The sequence below is a fragment of the Microbacterium insulae genome (assembly GCF_042677065.1).
Lineage (GTDB): Bacteria > Actinomycetota > Actinomycetes > Actinomycetales > Microbacteriaceae > Microbacterium > Microbacterium insulae.
Genome location: NZ_JBHTII010000002.1, coordinates 298,343 through 314,773 on the forward strand (window position 1 = coordinate 298,343; position 16,431 = coordinate 314,773).

16 protein-coding genes are annotated in these 16,431 nt (G+C 68.7%); 13 read left to right on the top strand and 3 right to left on the bottom strand.

Going from position 1 to position 16,431, the window contains the following annotated elements; genetic code table 11:
• Positions 1–137: 137 nt before the first annotated feature.
• Together thrS and ACFQ0P_RS14010 are read left to right on the top strand one after the other, a co-directional pair.
• On the top strand, positions 138–2,147 hold the full coding sequence (gene thrS / locus ACFQ0P_RS14005) for a threonine--tRNA ligase (RefSeq protein ID WP_204979267.1): 2,010 nt from the start codon (positions 138–140) through the stop codon (positions 2,145–2,147).
• A 44-nt stretch (positions 2,148–2,191) separates the two neighbouring features.
• The gene (locus ACFQ0P_RS14010) at positions 2,192–2,725 is read left to right on the top strand and encodes an HIT family protein (RefSeq protein WP_204981424.1); all 534 of its coding nucleotides are present in this window, start codon (positions 2,192–2,194) and stop codon (positions 2,723–2,725) included.
• Positions 2,726–2,738: 13 nt separating this feature from the next.
• Here ACFQ0P_RS14010 and pdxY read toward each other — a convergent pair whose 3' ends face one another.
• Both pdxY and ACFQ0P_RS14020 read right to left on the bottom strand, forming a co-directional pair.
• The gene (pdxY, locus tag ACFQ0P_RS14015) at positions 2,739–3,590 is read right to left on the bottom strand and encodes a pyridoxal kinase PdxY (RefSeq protein WP_204979268.1); all 852 of its coding nucleotides are present in this window, start codon (positions 3,588–3,590) and stop codon (positions 2,739–2,741) included.
• A gap of 7 nt (positions 3,591–3,597) precedes the next feature.
• Positions 3,598–4,935 (bottom strand): aminotransferase class I/II-fold pyridoxal phosphate-dependent enzyme, encoded by a 1,338-nt coding sequence (locus tag ACFQ0P_RS14020; RefSeq protein ID WP_204979269.1) that lies wholly within the window; start codon positions 4,933–4,935, stop codon positions 3,598–3,600.
• Positions 4,936–5,054: 119 nt separating this feature from the next.
• Between ACFQ0P_RS14020 and pdxS the strand changes: the two genes are divergently transcribed.
• From pdxS to ACFQ0P_RS14075, 11 genes are all read left to right on the top strand, one after another.
• Positions 5,055–5,945 (top strand): pyridoxal 5'-phosphate synthase lyase subunit PdxS, encoded by an 891-nt coding sequence (pdxS, locus tag ACFQ0P_RS14025; protein WP_204979270.1) that lies wholly within the window; start codon positions 5,055–5,057, stop codon positions 5,943–5,945.
• Between the two features lie 11 nt (positions 5,946–5,956).
• The gene (pdxT, locus tag ACFQ0P_RS14030) at positions 5,957–6,553 is read left to right on the top strand and encodes a pyridoxal 5'-phosphate synthase glutaminase subunit PdxT (RefSeq protein WP_204979271.1); all 597 of its coding nucleotides are present in this window, start codon (positions 5,957–5,959) and stop codon (positions 6,551–6,553) included.
• A complete protein-coding gene (locus ACFQ0P_RS14035) occupies positions 6,550–7,083 on the top strand; it encodes a DUF1697 domain-containing protein (protein WP_204979272.1) in 534 nt (177 codons plus the stop codon). The genes pdxT and ACFQ0P_RS14035 overlap by 4 nt, the downstream gene beginning before the upstream one ends.
• 78 nt (positions 7,084–7,161) lie before the next feature.
• Positions 7,162–7,920, top strand: coding sequence for a YebC/PmpR family DNA-binding transcriptional regulator (locus tag ACFQ0P_RS14040; RefSeq protein WP_204979273.1), 759 nt, complete (start codon positions 7,162–7,164; stop codon positions 7,918–7,920).
• 49 nt (positions 7,921–7,969) lie between these two features.
• Positions 7,970–8,545: a crossover junction endodeoxyribonuclease RuvC gene (ruvC, locus tag ACFQ0P_RS14045; protein WP_378772613.1), complete on the top strand. Its 576-nt coding sequence runs from the start codon at positions 7,970–7,972 to the stop codon at positions 8,543–8,545.
• Between the two features lie 46 nt (positions 8,546–8,591).
• A complete protein-coding gene (gene ruvA / locus ACFQ0P_RS14050) occupies positions 8,592–9,212 on the top strand; it encodes a Holliday junction branch migration protein RuvA (protein WP_204979274.1) in 621 nt (206 codons plus the stop codon).
• The gene (gene ruvB / locus ACFQ0P_RS14055; RefSeq protein WP_204979275.1) at positions 9,205–10,233 is read left to right on the top strand and encodes a Holliday junction branch migration DNA helicase RuvB; all 1,029 of its coding nucleotides are present in this window, start codon (positions 9,205–9,207) and stop codon (positions 10,231–10,233) included. Before ruvA ends, ruvB begins: the two co-directional genes overlap by 8 nt.
• 85 nt (positions 10,234–10,318) lie before the next feature.
• Positions 10,319–10,762 carry a preprotein translocase subunit YajC gene (locus tag ACFQ0P_RS14060; RefSeq protein WP_204979276.1) on the top strand — a complete coding sequence of 148 codons (444 nt, stop codon included), beginning with the start codon at positions 10,319–10,321 and terminating at the stop codon, positions 10,760–10,762.
• A gap of 43 nt (positions 10,763–10,805) precedes the next feature.
• Positions 10,806–12,545, top strand: a complete 1,740-nt coding sequence (gene secD, locus ACFQ0P_RS14065) for a protein translocase subunit SecD (RefSeq protein WP_204979277.1) — start codon at positions 10,806–10,808, stop codon at positions 12,543–12,545.
• Entirely contained in the window at positions 12,545–13,534 is a 990-nt protein-coding gene (gene secF / locus ACFQ0P_RS14070; protein WP_204979278.1) for a protein translocase subunit SecF, read from the top strand. The genes secD and secF overlap by 1 nt, the downstream gene beginning before the upstream one ends.
• Before the next feature lie 52 nt (positions 13,535–13,586).
• Complete coding sequence (locus ACFQ0P_RS14075; RefSeq protein ID WP_204979279.1) at positions 13,587–15,836, top strand: RelA/SpoT family protein; 2,250 nt, start codon at positions 13,587–13,589, stop codon at positions 15,834–15,836.
• Here the strand turns inward: ACFQ0P_RS14075 and ACFQ0P_RS14080 are convergent.
• Entirely contained in the window at positions 15,823–16,380 is a 558-nt protein-coding gene (locus tag ACFQ0P_RS14080) for a hypothetical protein (RefSeq protein ID WP_204979280.1), read from the bottom strand. The genes ACFQ0P_RS14075 and ACFQ0P_RS14080 overlap by 14 nt on opposite strands.
• Between the last annotated feature and the right edge of the window lie 51 nt (positions 16,381–16,431).

Genomic DNA, 16,431 nt, shown 5'->3' on the forward strand with positions numbered 1-16,431 from the left:
TCGCATCGCGGACGCGTGACTACACTCGAAGCATGGAATTCGTCGGAGGCACGCGAACGCTCGGCGCCTGAGCGGGCAGGACGCGTGCGGCGTCCGAAGCTGAGTAGCCTTGATCGAAGCCATCCTCAGGAGTTTCCGTGACCGACGTCGTCCTCCCGCCCGCCGTGCCGTTCCCCGCCGACGGGTTCGCCCTCTTCCCCGATCGTTCGGTGGTCGCCCTGCGCGTCAACGGCGAACTCAAGGACCTCGCGACGGTGGTGCAGGAGACGGATGCCGTCGAGCCGGTCACCATCGACAGTCCGGACGGACTCTCCATCCTCCGCCACTCCACCGCGCACGTGCTCGCGCAGGCGGTGCAGCGGATCAACCCGCAGGCGAATCTCGGCATCGGTCCGCCCATCACCGACGGCTTCTACTACGACTTCGGCGTGGAGCATCCCTTCACTCCGGAGGACGTCAAGGCGATCGAGAAGGAGATGCAGCGCATCGTCCGCGAGGGCCAGCGATTCGTCCGTCGCCCCGTCACCGACGAAGAGGCACGGGTCGAGCTCGTCGACGAGCCGTTCAAGCTCGAACTCATCGGACTCAAGGGCGGATCGAAGGAGGCGGCCGAGGGCGCTTCGGTCGAGGTCGGCGCGGGTGAGCTGACGATCTACGACAACGTCGACCGCGACGGTCAGACCGTCTGGAAGGACCTCTGCCGCGGTCCCCACCTTCCGAACACCCGCATGATCGGCAACGGCTGGGCACTCCAGCGCATCGCGGGCGCGTACTGGCGGGGGAGTGAGAAGAACCCGCAGCTGCAGCGCATCTACGGCACCGCGTGGCCCACGAAGGACGAGCTGCGCGCCTACCAGCAGCGCCTCGAGGAGGCGGCCAAGCGCGATCACCGCAAGCTCGGCAAGGAGCTCGACCTCTTCTCGTTCCCCGATGAGATCGGTTCGGGGCTTTCGGTCTGGCACCCGCGCGGCGGGATCGTCCGCGGTGAGATGGAGCAGCACGCGCGACGCCGTCACATCGCGGGCGGCTACACCTACGTCTACACGCCGCACATCTCGAAGGAGGACCTCTTCCTCCAGTCGAACCACCTCGTCACCTACAAGGAGGGGATGTTCCCGCCCATCGTGATGGACGAGGAGCGCGACGAGCGCGGCGAGATCACCAAGCAGGGCCAGGACTACTACCTGAAGCCCATGAACTGCCCGATGCACATCCTGATCTTCAAGGAGCGCGCGCGCAGCTACCGCGATCTGCCGATGCGCCTCGCCGAGAACGGAACGGTCTACCGCAACGAGCTCTCCGGCGCGCTTCACGGCCTCACCCGCGTGCGGGGCTTCACGCAGGACGACTCGCACCTGTTCGTGACCCCCGAGCAGCTCGAGGAGGAGACGACCCGGGTCCTCGAGTTCGTCATCTCGATGCTGCGCGACTTCGGTCTTGAGGACTTCGAGCTCGAGCTGTCGATGCGCGACGACGAGAAGGAGAAGTGGATCGGCTCCGACGAGTTCTGGGAGTACTCCACCGAAGCCCTCCGCAACGTCGCTCACGCGAGCGGGCTGAAGGTCACCGAGGTGCCCGGCGAAGCCGCTTTCTACGGCCCGAAGATCGACCTCAAGACCAAGGACGCCATCGGGCGCACATGGCAGCTGTCGACCGTTCAGGTCGACGTCAACCTGCCGGAGCGATTCGAGCTGGAGTTCACCGACCGCGACGGTCAGAAGAAGCGGCCGATCATGATCCACCGTGCGCTGTTCGGCTCGATCGAGCGGTTCTTCGCGATCCTCCTCGAGCACTACGCGGGTGCGTTCCCGGTCTGGCTTTCGCCGGTCCAGGTCGTCGGCATCCCCGTGGCCGAGGAATACGAGGGGTACCTCGCCGAGGTGATCGCGCAGCTTCAGGCGGCGGGCGTGCGGGCAGAGCTCGACCGGAGTGACGATCGCATGCAGAAGAAGATCCGCACGCACACCACCCAGAAGGTGCCGCTCATGCTGATCGCCGGCGAGCAGGACCGCGCGGCCGGGACGGTCTCGTTCCGCTTCCGCGACGGTACGCAGGAGAACGGCGTGCCGATCGCGGACGCGGTGCGCCGCATCCACGAGTCCATCGCGTCGCACGCCCTGGTGAACGGCGTCGAGGACTTCGCGTGAGCGACGCCCCGGAGCCGGATGCCGCGGCCCGCGAGGCCGACGAGATCGCCGGGCTCGTCGACGCGGCGACCCTCCCCGGAGTGCCCGACGGATTCCAGCGATTGTGGACGCCGCACCGCATGGCGTACATCAAGGCCGGCCCGGACCCCCTCCGCAAGGAGTGCCCCTTCTGCGCCGCGCCGCACAAGAGCGACGAGGACGCCCTCATCGTCGCGCGCGGCCGCACGGCGTACGCACTGCTCAACCTGTTCCCGTACAACTCCGGGCACCTGCTCATCTGCCCCTACCGACACATCGCGACGTACGACCAGGCGACCCCCGAGGAGGTCGAGGAGATCGGCGAACTCACCCAGGTCGGGATGCGGGTGCTCCGCACGGTCTCGCGGTGCGACGGATTCAACATCGGGATGAATCAGGGGAGCGTCGCGGGTGCGGGCGTCGACGAGCATCTGCACCAGCATGTGGTCCCGCGCTGGGCTTCGGACGCCAACTTCTTCCCGATCATCGCCCGGACCAAGGCGCTGCCTCAGCTTCTCGGCGACGTCCGTTCCGCCGTCGCGGAGGCGTGGCCCGTCTGAGGGGCCCGGCCGGTCAGCGGACCTGACGCGCCTCGAACTGCATGCGCGGGTGCGCGTAGAACTCCTGCGACTCGACGAGCTGAAGCTCGCGCTCTCCCGAATCGTGGGTGCGCTGGAGCAGGTCGAAGACGCTCGAGGTCGTCCGCGCGAGCGCATCCCCGAGGTTGCGGGTGCGTCGGTAGTGCGCGGTGAAGAGCGCCGCGGTGACGTCCCCCGATCCATTGGCCTTCATCGGGATGTGCGGAGTCTGCACGATCCAGGCGCCGGCGTCGTCGACCGCGAGCATCTCGATCGTGCCTTCGGGTCGGTCGGGCCGCTCGACGCTCGTGACGAGCACCGTGCGCGGGCCGGTCTCGCGGATGCGGTCGACGGATGCGAGCGTCGACTCGAGCGTGTCGGGCTCGGTGTCGGTCAGGAACCCGAGCTCGAACTGGTTCGGGGTGATGATGTCGGCGGCGGGAACCACACGATCGCGCAGCAGAACGGGAATGGCGGGGGCGACGAAGCACCCGGATCGGGCGTTGCCCATGACGGGGTCGCACGAATAGATCGCTGACGGATTCGCGGCCTTCACGCGCTCGACGGCGTCGAGGATCACGTCGGCGATGCCTTCACCGCCCTGATACCCCGAGAGGACCACGTCGATCTGGGGAAGCACGCCGCGCTCCTCGATGCCGGTGATCACGTCGCGCACGTCGTCCGGGCTGATGAGGGGTCCTCGCCACGACCCGTAGCCGGTGTGGTTGGAGAAGTTCACCGTGTACACCGGGAGCACCTCGACGCCGATGCGCTGGAGGGGGAAGACGGCGGCCGAGTTGCCGACGTGACCGTACGCGACGGCCGACTGGATGGAGAGGATCTTCACCGGTCGATCATCCCATTCCGCCGCGGGCGCTCTGGTGGTGGACGGCATCCACGGCGGCCGCGATGTCGTCGGCGAGCTGATCGGCGTCCGCGTCGGAGAGGTCGTGGGTCGTCAGTCGCAGGCGGTATGCGGCGTCCGGGTCGCCGAGCGAGAAGTCCTCCCCGCTGCGGACGAGCCACCCCCGCCGCATGAGCCGGTCGGCCACCGCGTGCGCGGGCACGGGCAGCGGCACCCACAGGTTGAGGCCGTCGCCGGCCCGCGCGGGGATGCCGCGCCCGGCGAGGCGCTCCGCGAACGCGATGTTGCGCTCGGCGTAATGGGCGCCGGCCCGTTCGATGTCGGCCGTGACCTCCGGGTCGGTGGCGAGGGCGAGGGTGAGTCGCTGCAGCAGGTGACTCACCCACGTCGTGCCCGGCGTCAGTCGTACGGCGAGCCGGTCGGCCGTCTCGAGATCGGACGCGGTGACGGCGAGACACATGTCGGGGCCGAGGAATTTCGACACCGACCGGACCAGCGCCCAGCGTCGGTTCTCGGGACCGGTGATCGAGTGGAACGGCTCACGGGACAGCATCGAGAAGTGGTCGTCCTGGATCACCAGGACGTACGGATGCTCCGCCAGCACGGCGCGCAGCTTCCCGGCGCGCTCCGCCGTGACGCTCGCGCCCGTCGGGTTCTGCGCGCGCGGCGTGCACACCACCGCCCGGACGCCGTCGGCCAGTGCCGCACGGAGTCCTTCGACGGTCATGCCCTCGTCATCGACGGGCACGGGGACGGCGCGGTAGCCGCCCACGCGGACGGTGTGGATGCTGGTCAGGAAGCAGGGGTCCTCGAGCGCCACGGCGTCGTCGCGGGTGAGGGCGCTGGCCAGCAGCCGTTCGACGGCATCGGCGGCTCCGCTCGTGATGGTGAGGCTGAACGGGTCGGCCGGAGCATCCCTCATCCACTCGCGCGCCCACCGCTCGACGGCCGGGTCGATCACCGGTTCGCCGTACAGGACCGGGCGCCCCGCGACGCGGGCGAGCGCCCGGGAGATGTCGGGGATGCGCGACGGGTCGGGGTTGCCGGTGCCGACGTCGCGGAGCACGGTGTCGGCCGCGAAGCCCTCCTGGGCGACGGCCGCCCTGTCGGCGACGCGCGTCCCGCCACGTCCGCGCGTGACGAGGACACCCGTCTGCGTGAGCTGCCGGTACGCCGCGACGACGGTGTTGCGATTGACCCCGAGCCGGTCGGCGAGCGACCGCACGGGCGGCAGCGCGTCACCGGGGCGAAGCATCCGTCGCTCTACCAGTCCACGCAGACTGTCGGAGATCTCGGCGGCGGACCTGCCGCTGATCTCGAGGTCCATGACGCCGCCTTTCGTCGTGCCGCTGGTGTGACTTCGCCCATGCTATCTTTTGGCCTAGGCCAATCGGCCGCATTGACTTCTTTCGGTCGCAGATAGCGACCCAGCCGAAGGGATCCCTCGTGAGCGCAGTCGACACCGGAACCGGGCGCGTCAAGCGCGGCCTCGCCGAGATGCTCAAGGGCGGCGTGATCATGGACGTCGTCACGCCCGACCAGGCGAAGATCGCCGAAGACGCCGGCGCCGTCGCCGTCATGGCGCTCGAGCGCGTCCCCGCCGACATCCGCGCCCAGGGCGGGGTCTCGCGCATGAGTGACCCCGACATGATCGACGGGATCATCGAGGCGGTCTCCATCCCCGTGATGGCGAAGGCGCGCATCGGGCACTTCGTCGAGGCGCAGGTGCTGCAGGAGCTCGGCGTCGACTACATCGACGAGTCCGAGGTGCTCTCGCCCGCGGACTACGTCAACCACATCGACAAGTGGAACTTCACCGTCCCGTTCGTCTGCGGCGCCACCAACCTCGGCGAAGCCCTGCGACGCATCAACGAGGGCGCGGCGATGATCCGGTCGAAGGGCGAGGCGGGAACCGGCGACGTGTCCGAGGCGACGAAGCACATCCGCACCATCTCCAGCGAGATCAACCGGCTCACCTCGATGGCGAAGGACGAGCTGTACGTCGCGGCCAAGGAGCTGCAGGCTCCCTACGAGCTCGTCGCCGAGGTCGCCGAGACGGGCAAGCTTCCGGTCGTGGTCTTCGTGGCAGGCGGCGTCGCCACCCCGGCGGACGCCGCGATGATGATGCAGATGGGCGCGGACGGCGTCTTCGTCGGCTCGGGCATCTTCAAGTCGGGCAACCCGGCCGAGCGCGCAGCGGCGATCGTGAAGGCGACGACGTTCTACGACGACGCGAAGGTCATCGCCGACGTCTCGCGCGGACTCGGCGAGGCGATGGTCGGGATCAACGTCGCCGACCTGCCCGCCCCCCACCGCCTCGCCGAGCGCGGGTGGTGACGAGCCGGCCCGTGCCGTCCGCACGTCCGCACGTCGGGGTCCTCGCCCTCCAGGGCGACGTGCGAGAGCACGCGCGCGTGCTCTCCGAGCTCGGGGCGGAGGTCTCGCTCGTCCGCCGGCCGGTGGAGCTCGCCGCGGTCGACGGACTCGTCATCCCCGGCGGCGAGTCGAGCGTGATCGACAAGCTGTCCCGCGCGTTCGGCATGCGCGAGCCGATCCAGGACGCGATCGCCGCAGGGATGCCGATGTACGGCACCTGCGCCGGCATGATCCTGCTCGCCGACCGCATCATCGACGGCATCGAGGGGCAGCAGACGTTCGGCGGCCTCGACGTGACGGTCCGCCGCAACGCCTTCGGCAGCCAAGTGGACTCCTTCGAGACCGATCTCGACGTGCCCGTCCTCGGAACGTCGCCCGTGCACGCGGTGTTCATCCGCGCACCCCTCGTCGAGGACGCCGGTGCGGACGTCGAGCCGATCGCCCGGCTCGACGACGGTCGCGTCGTGGCGGTGAGGCAGGGACCGCTCCTCGCGACGGCCTTCCACCCGGAGGTCACGGGGGAGCACCGCTTCCATCGCCTGTTCCTCGAGTCGCTGCCCCGCGCATGACGGAGTGGGTCGCGCTGCTGCGCGGAGTGAACGTGGGCGGGATCACCGTTCGCAGCGCGGAACTGTCGGATGTCTTCACCGACCTCGGCTTCGCGGCGGTGAGGACGGTGCTCGCCAGCGGCAATGTCGTGTTCGAGACGGATGCCGCGGCATCCCGCCGCGCCGAGCTCAAGGCGACGATCGAATCCGCCCTGAGGCAGCGCTTCGGCTACGACGCCTGGATCGTGATCGTGACCCTTGCGGAACTCCGCACCGCCGCCGACGGCTTCCCTTTCGACGCCGAGGACGCCTCGCGGCAGCCGTGGGTGATCTTCTGCGTGGACGCCGCCACGCGCGACGAGCTGCTGTCCGCGGCCCGTGATCTCGATGCGGGCACCGACCCCGTCGCACCGGGAGAAGGGGTCGTGTACTGGAACCCCGTGAAAGGCACGACGACCGACAGCCCGTTCGCGAAGATCATCGCGCGAGCGACCTACAAGGCTCGCACGACCAACCGTAATCTGCGCACCCTCCGGAGGATCCTCGGCTGAGGGCTCCGGGCAGGGCGGAAGAGGTCGGGATTAGAATGGTCCGTCGGCGGCGACGCCGACGAGCTGATCAGGAGAGTTATGTCCGGGCATTCCAAGTGGGCGACGACCAAGCACAAGAAGGCCGTGATCGATGCACGCCGTGCCAAGTCGTGGGCCAAGCTCATCAAGAACATCGAGGTCGCCGCGAAGCTCGGCGGACCCGACCTGCAGGGGAACCCGACCCTGTTCGACGCGGTCCTGAAGGCCAAGAAGACCTCCGTTCCGAAGGACAACATCGACCGCGCCATCAAGCGGGGCGCGGGCATCGGCGGCGAGTCGGTCGAGTACGCCTCGATCATGTACGAGGGGTACGGACCCGGCGGGGTCGCCCTCATGATCGAGTGCCTCACCGACAACAAGAACCGAGCCGCCGCAGAGGTGCGCACGGCACTTTCGCGCAACGGCGGCACGCTCGCCGACCCGGGAAGCGTCGCCTACAACTTCACCCGCAAGGGGGTCATCGTCGTCTCGGGCGAGGGCACGACCGAGGACGACGTCATGATGGCGGTCCTGGAGGCCGGAGCCGAGGAGGTCGAGCCGCACGCGCAGGGCTTCGAGGTGATCACGGAAGCGACCGATCTCGTTCCCGTGCGCTCCGCGCTACAGGACGCCGGAATCGAGTACGAGTCGGCCGACGTCGAGTTCGTCCCGAACCTCAAGGTCGAGATCGACTCCGAGACGGCCCGCAGGATCTTCCGTCTCATCGACGCTCTCGAGGACAGCGACGACGTCCAGAACGTCTTCAGCAATTTCGACCTGTCGGCCGAGGTCCAGGCCGAGCTCGAAGAGGACGAGTAGTCCGGAGCGCCTCGCGGCCCGAGCCCGGCCCCTCGCCTAGCGTGGGGGAGTGACCTCCCCTCGCGCGCGCGGCTCCCTCCGGGTGCTCGGCATCGATCCGGGCCTCACCCGGTGCGGTATCGGCGTGGTCGACGTGGCCGCCGACCGATCCGCGCGCCTCGTGCACGTCGGCGTCGTGCGATCCGATGCCGGTGCACCCATCGAGGAGCGGCTCGCGGTGATCGCCGGCGGCATCAGGCACATCGTCGACACGCATGCCCCGCAGGTCGTCGCCGTCGAGCGCGTCTTCGCACAGCACAACCGGCAGACCGTGATGGGGACGGCGCAGGCGAGCGGCATCGCACTCCTCATCGCCGGGGAGCGGGGACTTCCGGCTGCCACCCACACGCCGTCCGAGGTCAAGGCGGCCATCACGGGGTACGGCTCGGCCGACAAGCGGCAGGTGCAGACGATGGTCGCCCGCGTCCTTCGCCTCGACGCACTGCCGCAACCCGCCGATGCCGCCGACGCCCTGGCGATCGCGCTGTGTCATGCCTGGCGGTCGGGCGGGCCGGTCGCGGCATCCGCCGCCCTCACGCCGGCGCAGCGCGCGTGGCAGGACGCGGAGCGCCTCGCGCGCCGGTGAGCGTGTCGCTCGAACAAACATCCGAACCGGAACGTAGGCTCGACCCATGATCTCGTCAGTCCGCGGCACCGTCGTGCACATCGAGCCGGATTCGGTTGTCGTCGAGGTCGGAGGGGTCGGCCTCTCGGTCGCCGTCACGCCACAGGTGGCCCACGCAGCTCACCTCGGTGAGCAGATCCTCCTGCACACCAGCCTCATCGTGCGCGAGGACGCGCTCTCGCTGTTCGGCTTCGAGGACCGCGAGGAGCTCATCGTCTTCAGCCAGCTGCTCGGAGTGACCGGCGTCGGGCCGAAGTCGGCCCTGGGCGTGCTGGCCACGCTCACCGTCCCGCAGATCGCCGATGCCGTCGCCGCCGACGACGATGCGCCGTTCCGCCGCGTGTCGGGAATCGGGCCCAAGACGGCGAAGCTCATCGTCGTGCAGCTCACGGGCAAGATCGCCGTCTCGCGTTCGGCAGGTTCCCCGCGCGTCGACGGCGCGGCGGCCGTCCCGGCCCAGGTGGTGCAGGCGCTCATCGGCCTCGGCTGGTCGGAGCGCGTCGCCGCCGAGGCGGTCGATTCCGTGGTGGGTGAGGCTCCCGCGGCAGAGCAGGCGTCGGTGCCGGCACTTCTGCGACGCACGCTCGCCGTTCTCGGGCCCGCGCGGAAGGAGTCCGTCGGTGGATGACCTTCGTGACGCGGGCGAGCCCGTCGACGAGTCCGAACTGGCGATCGAGGGCGCGCTGCGCCCCACGTCGCTGGCCGAGTTCGTGGGGCAGCACAAGGTCCGTGGCCAGCTTCAGCTCCTGCTCGACGCCGCGCGCATCCAGCAGCGTCCCCCGGACCACATCCTGCTGTCCGGTCCGCCCGGGCTCGGCAAGACGACGCTCGCGATGATCGTCGCGCACGAGAGCGAGCGTCCGCTGCGGCTGTCCAGCGGACCCGCCATCCAGCACGCGGGAGACCTCGCTGCGCTCCTGTCGAGCCTGACCCCGGGTGAGGTGCTGTTCATCGACGAGATCCATCGCATGGCGCGCTCCGCAGAAGAGATGCTCTACCTCGCCATGGAAGATTTCCGGATCGACATCATGGTCGGCAAGGGCGCCGGAGCGACGAGCATCCCGCTCGATCTCGCGCCCTTCACGCTCGTCGGGGCCACGACCCGCTCAGGACTCCTCCCCAACCCGCTCCGCGACCGCTTCGGCTTCACCGCGCACCTGGAGTACTACGAGCCCGAGGAGCTCGAGCAGGTCATCGAACGGTCCGCGGCGATGCTGGGCGTCACTCTTCCGCCGTCGGCACGCGCGGAGATCGCGCGCCGCTCGCGCGGCACGCCCCGCATCGCGAACCGCCTGCTGCGGCGCGTCCGCGACTACCTCGTGGTGTACGGCGACGGGATGGAAGCCGATACGGCCCTCGTCGATGCGGCTCTCGACCTGTACGACGTCGACGCGATCGGCCTCGACCGGCTCGATCGCGCGGTCCTGGATGCTCTCGTGCGTCGCTTCCGCGGCGGTCCGGTCGGTCTCGGCACTCTGGCGGTGGCCGTGGGCGAGGAGGCCGAGACGATCGAGTCGGTCGTCGAGCCGTACCTCGTCCGCATCGGATTCATGGGACGAACACCGCGTGGGCGCGTCGCGACGCCCGAGGCGTACGCGCATCTCGGCGCGCGTCCGGCCGAATCGGTGCTCGACTTCGATGACCTATAATCGCTGGAGGCTTTCGCCCGCCCCTCCTCTTACAGGCAGTGCCGCCCCGGTGCGCGTCTGACCCCCGAAAGGTCACCCCTGCTTCATGAACGAGTTCTTCACCAACTACGGCCTCATCATCCTGCTGGTCGTACTCCTGATCTTCATGTTCTGGAGTTCCCGCCGCCGGATGGCGAAGCAGAAGCTCGAGCAGGAGCAGCGCGCGCGTCAGACCGTTCCGGGCGCTGAGGTCCTGCTGCAGGGCGGCCTCTACGGCACGATCGTGTCTTACGACCCGGAGAACCTCGACCAGCCGGCCGTCGTCGAGATCGCGCCCGGCGTCGACATCAAGGTGCACAGCCAGGCGATCCTGCGCGTGGTCGAGCCGAGCGATGCGCCGCTGACCGAGGACGACTTCGAGCCCGAGGCATCCGCTCCCGTGGTCGCCCCCGTCGACGACTTCCCGACCGACGACGGCGCGCGCGTCACCGACGACAAGAGCGACGCCGCCGATCCGGACGCCGAGCCCGGCACCAAGCCCCAGGCCTGATCCCACCGGCCCGTTCGGGCTTCCCTCCCAGAAAGCGGAATCCGTGGCGACTTCCACTCCCGTCCGTCATGCGTGGCGCGCGCTGACCGGTCTGCTCGTGATCACGGCGATCCTTGCCGGCATCAACGCCCTCGGCGTCTACGTGTTCAAGGAGAGCTCGTGGACGCCCGAGCTGGCGCTCGATCTGCAGGGCGGCACGCAGATCGTCCTCGAGGCGCAGACCGAGGACGGCGCAGCACCGTCCGAGGAGCAGATGAACCAGGCGGTGACGATCATCCGTCAGCGCGTGGATGCCTCGGGCGTCGGTGAGGCCGACGTCACGACGCAGGGCGGCAACCAGATCGTCGTCCAGATCCCCGGTCAGGCAGACGAGGAGACCCGCAACCGCATCGAGGCCTCTGCCCAGCTGCAGCTGCGGGCGGTTCTGTTCGCGGGTGCACCCGCGACGACCTTCGTCGGCGAGGATGGCAACGAGACACCGTTCCCCACCCCCGACCCCACGCTTCAGGCCACTCCGACCGTGGCGCCGACGAACGGCAGCGACCCGAACTGGATCACGCCGGCCCTGCGGGCCGAGTTCGACGCCTACGACTGCTCGGACCCCGCGAACGACCCGGCGAACGCTCCGGCTGACCAGCCGCTGATCACGTGCGAGGCCGACGGCAGCGTCAAGTACATCCTCGGACCGGTCGAACTCGACGGCTCGTCGATCGACGACGCGACCTTCGGCCTGCAGCAGCAGAACGGTCAGTGGGCCGTCAACCTGCGCTTCGACCAGGAGGGCACGCAGATCTTCGGCGAGATCAGCCAGCGCCTGTACGGCGCGACTCCTCCGCTGAACCAGTTCGCCTTCGTGCTCGACGGCTATGTCCTGTCGGCACCGTCGATGAACGCCGTGATCCTGGGCGGCGACCCCAGTATCACCGGCAGCTTCACCCAGGAGACGGCGAAGATCCTCGCCGATCAGCTGAAGTACGGTGCCCTGCCGCTGTCGTTCACGGTCGAGAGCTCCAACTCGATCTCCGCGACGCTGGGCTCCCAGCAGCTTCAGATCGGCCTCATCGCGGGTCTCATCGGACTCGCGCTCGTGGCGATCTACTCCCTGATCGTCTATCGCGCACTCGGCTTCGTCATCATCGCGTCGCTCGCCGTGATGGCCGTTCTGACCTACCTCACGCTGTGCATCCTGGCGTGGCGGATGGGCTTCCGGCTCTCGCTCGCCGGCGTGGCCGGCCTCATCGTGACGATCGGGTTCACCGCCGACTCGTTCATCGTGTACTTCGAGCGCATCCGAGACGAGCTGCGCGACGGCAAGTCGATCACGAGTGCCGTCGAGGACGGATGGGGGCGCGCGAAGCGCACGATCTACATCTCGAAGTCGATCAACATCCTCGCGGCGGTGGTGCTCTACATCCTCGCCGACGCGACGGTCAAGGGCTTCGCGTTCACCCTGGGCCTCACGACCGCGATCGACGTGCTCATCTTCATCCTGTTCACGCACCCCGTCATGCAGCTTCTGGCGCGCACCCGGTTCTTCGGCGGCGGACACCCGCTGTCCGGGCTCGACCCGACCGCGCTGGGCGCGGTCTACCGCGGCCGCGCGCAGTTCCGTGAGCCGGTGGCCGCGACGGCGACCTCCGCTGCCGGACGCCGGGCGGTCAAATCGCGGGGTGAGGCTGTTCGTCGCCAGACGATCGCCGAGCGCAAGCAGGCCGAACTGGCCGCCGCTGCGGCGGGAGAAAAGGCGAAACCCGCCACGACCGCCAAGGAGGGAGACGACTGATGCGCTCCATGGGCCAGCTCGGCAACGACCTCTACACCGGCAAGACCTCCTTCCCCTTTGTCGGACGCCGTCGACTGTGGTTCCTCATCGCGGCGATCCTCGTCATCGGGTCGGCACTCGTTCCGCTGTTCCGTCCCATCCAGTTCTCGATCGAGTTCACGGGCGGATCCCAGTTCACGGTCAGCGGGGTCGCGACCACCGACCAGGCGCTGGCGACCGAGGCCGTCCAGTCGGTCGTCCCCGATGCCACGACGAAAGTCGTGACGATCGGCGAAGACGCCGTGCGCGTGCAGACCGATCAGATGACGGATGCCGAGAGTCGCGAGGTGTCCGCGGCGCTGGCGGAGGCCTACAGCGTGCCCGCGAGCGAAGTGAGCTATTCGTTCATCGGGCCGTCCTGGGGTGCGGACGTGACGCGACAGTCCCTGTGGGGCCTGGCCATCTTCCTCGCGCTGACCTTCCTCATCCTCGCGCTCTACTTCCGCACCTGGAAGATGTCGGTCTCGGCGATCATCGGCCTGGTCGACGTTCTCATCATCACGATCGGCGTCTACGCGCTGTTCGGATTCGAGATCTCGCCCGCCGCAGTGATCGGATTCCTGACGATCCTCTCTTATGCCCTCTACGACACGACTGTCGTGTTCGACAAGATCCGGGAGAATACGAGCGAGGACGGCGAGGTCTCCGGCCGCACGTTCGGGGAGTCGGTCAACCTGGCCGTCAACCAGACGCTCGTGCGGTCGATCAACACCACAGTGGTGGCGGTCCTGCCGACGGGAGCGATCCTGTTCATCGGACTCATCTGGGTGGGTGCACAGACCCTGACCGATCTGTCGCTCTCGATCTTCGTGGGAACCATCGTCGCTGCGTACTCGACGATCTTCGTGGCCGCGCCGCTGTACTCTCTCCTCCGCGAGAACGAGTCCGCGATCAAGACGCGCGACGCTCGTGTCGAGGCGGCACGCGAGCTGGCCGGCTCCCCGGTCTGAGCACCTGCGGCGCAGGTAGGATTGTGAGGTCCAGCGGAGGGGAGGGCATCGGATGACCGAGACCGTCCCTCCCGCACAGACCTCGTCCCTGCGACGCCTGGTTCCGCGGATCTTCTCGCGCTCCGCGCGCCGGGACGACGTCGAGCAGCTGCTGCGGACGGTGCGCACGCACCATCCGAAGGGCGACCTGTCGATCATCGAGCGGGCGTACGCCGTCGCCGACAACGCCCACACGGGCCAGACCCGTCAGAGCGGCGAGCCGTACATCACGCATCCTCTCGCCGTCGCGCAGATCCTCGCCGACCTCGGTCTCGGGCCCAAGGCGATCGCCGCCGCTCTGCTGCATGACACGGTCGAGGACACCGGCTACGCGCTCGACGACCTGACGGCCGAGTTCGGCGACGAGGTCGCGATGCTCGTGGACGGGGTCACCAAGCTCGACAAAGTCAAGTACGGCGAGAGCGCGCAGGCCGAGACGGTCCGCAAGATGATCGTCGCGATGTCGCGCGACATCCGTGTCCTGCTCATCAAGCTCGCCGACCGCCTGCACAACGCGCGCACGTGGGGGTTCGTGCCTCCCGAGAAGGCGCGGAAGAAGGCGACCGAGACGCTCGAGATCTACGCGCCCCTCGCTCACCGGCTCGGCATCCAGGCGATCAAGTCCGAGCTCGAGGATCTCTCGTTCGCCGTGCTCCACCCGAAGCTGTACGCCGAGATCGAGAGTCTCGTCAAACAGCGCACACCTCAGCGCGAGCAGTACGTGCAGAGCGTCATCGAGGCCGTCGACGGCGACCTCCGCGAGCTGCGTATCCGGGGGCGGGTCATGGGCCGCCCGAAGCAGCTGTACTCGGTCTACCAGAAGATGGTCGTGCGCGGACGCGAGTTCGACGACATCTACGACCTCATCGGCATCCGCATCCTCGTCGGCAGCGTGCGCGACTGCTACGCCGTGCTCGGTGCGATCCACGCGCGGTGGACGCCGCTTCCCGGGCGATTCAAGGACTACATCGCGACACCGAAGTTCAACCTCTACCAGTCGCTGCACACGACGGTGATCGGCCCGGGCGGGCGCACCGTCGAGATCCAGATCCGGACGAACGAGATGCACCAGCAAGCCGAGTACGGCGTGGCGGCGCACTGGAAGTACAAGGAGCGGATGAGCGGCGGCAAAGCCGACGCCAAGGCGGTCGACACCGACATGGCATGGCTGGCGCACATCTCGGACTGGCAGGCCGAGACGGCCGATCCCGGTGAGTTCCTCGACTCGCTGCGGTTCGAGATCGGCGCCAAGGAGGTCTACGTCTTCACACCCAAGGGGCGTGTGATCGGCCTTCCGTCGGGCGCGACTCCGGTCGACTTCGCTTATGCGGTCCACACCGAGATCGGGCATCGGACGATGGGCGCGAAGGTCAACGGGCGCCTCGTACCGCTCGAGACCGAGCTCACCAGCGGCGACGTGGTCGAGGTCTTCACCTCCAAGAACCCGGATGCCGGGCCCAGCCAGGACTGGCTCGGATTCGTCCGCAGCACGCGCGCCCGAAACAAGATCCGCGGATGGTTCACCAAAGAGCGGCGCGAAGAGGCGATCGAGCAGGGCAAGGAGGCGATCGCCCGCGCGATGCGCCGGCAGAACCTTCCCCTGCAGCGTCTCATGAGCCAGGATTCGTTCACCGAGGTCGCACATCAGCTGCGCTACGAGGACGTCTCCGCGCTGTACGCAGCCGTCGGCGAAGGGCATGTCTCCACGCAGTCGGTCATCGAGAAGGTCACCGCGCTCGTCAGCGCCAACGACACGAGCACGGGCCCGATCGAGCTGCCCGGTGTGGGTCGGTCGCGCCAGCCGCGCAACGGGGACTCCGGGGTGCTGGTGCGGGGTGCCCCCGACATCCTCGTGAAGCTCGCCAAGTGCTGCACCCCCGTGCCCGGCGACCAGATCATGGGCTTCGTGACGCGGGGGAGCGGCGTCTCGGTCCATCGAGCCGACTGCACCAACGTGAAGTCCCTGATGGCCGACTCCGAGCGCCTCATCGACGTCGAGTGGGCGCCGACCACGAAGAGCGTCTTCCTCGTGCAGATCCAGGTCGAGGCCCTCGACCGCTCCGGGCTGCTCAGCGACGTCACGCGTGTCCTCAGCGAGCACCACGTGAACATCCTGTCGGCGTCGGTCTCGACATCTCGGGACCGTCTGGCGATCAGCCGGTTCGTGTTCGAGATGGGCGATATCGTGCACCTCGACCGCGTCCTGAACGCGGTCCGTCGCATCGACGCCGTCTACGACGTCTATCGGGTCACGTCGTCCTGATCGCGGCCTGTGCCGCGGCGATCCCGCGCAGGAGCGCGATCGCCGCTCGCTTGTGCGGCAGCACGCCGCTGTCGAGGCGCGCGATCGCGGCGTCGACGAGGTCGGCGTCGTCGTCGGCGAGCATCCTGGCCGCGCGCGTGTGCTCGTCGTCGGCTACGCGCGCGAGGTCGACGAGCGTGCGCAGGCGCGTCGTGACGCGCACGCCACCGGCGCGTTCGAGGTCGGCGGGCGGCACGGCGAGGTCGCGGTAGATGAGGTTGCGCGAAGGGATGTGTTTGCCGCGCTGCGGCACGGCCCGCTGAACGGTGTGGCGCGCAGGCATGGGGATCGGCGCCCCGTGCACCCACGCGGCACTCAAGTGGGTCGCGGCGAGGGTGTCGCCGAGGACGCTCGCGAGTGATCCCGCGCGCAGGCCCAGCGTCTCGACGGCGTCGGCCGGGATGTAGGCCTCGCCGAGTTCGACGACGTGGCCGTCGAGTCGGGCCGCCGTCAGCTCGGCGAGGGACAGTCGATCATCGATCTGGTAGAGGAACGGAGACGCCATGACGGCAGTCTCGCCGACTCCGGTGTCTCGCCCACCGGACGTCCTGGCATC

Bases quoted from the DNA above. Each gene is read 5' to 3' on its own strand.
- ACFQ0P_RS14020 (WP_204979269.1), bottom strand. From the start codon at position 4,935: ATGGACCTCGAGATCAGCGGCAGGTCCGCCGCCGAGATCTCCGACAGT.
- ACFQ0P_RS14035 (WP_204979272.1), top strand. From the start codon at position 6,550: ATGACGGAGTGGGTCGCGCTGCTGCGCGGAGTGAACGTGGGCGGGATC.
- ACFQ0P_RS14040 (WP_204979273.1), top strand. From the start codon at position 7,162: ATGTCCGGGCATTCCAAGTGGGCGACGACCAAGCACAAGAAGGCCGTG.
- ruvA (WP_204979274.1), top strand. From the start codon at position 8,592: ATGATCTCGTCAGTCCGCGGCACCGTCGTGCACATCGAGCCGGATTCG.
- ACFQ0P_RS14060 (WP_204979276.1), top strand. From the start codon at position 10,319: ATGAACGAGTTCTTCACCAACTACGGCCTCATCATCCTGCTGGTCGTA.
- secF (WP_204979278.1), top strand. From the start codon at position 12,545: ATGCGCTCCATGGGCCAGCTCGGCAACGACCTCTACACCGGCAAGACC.
- ACFQ0P_RS14075 (WP_204979279.1), top strand. From the start codon at position 13,587: ATGACCGAGACCGTCCCTCCCGCACAGACCTCGTCCCTGCGACGCCTG.
- ACFQ0P_RS14080 (WP_204979280.1), bottom strand. From the start codon at position 16,380: ATGGCGTCTCCGTTCCTCTACCAGATCGATGATCGACTGTCCCTCGCC.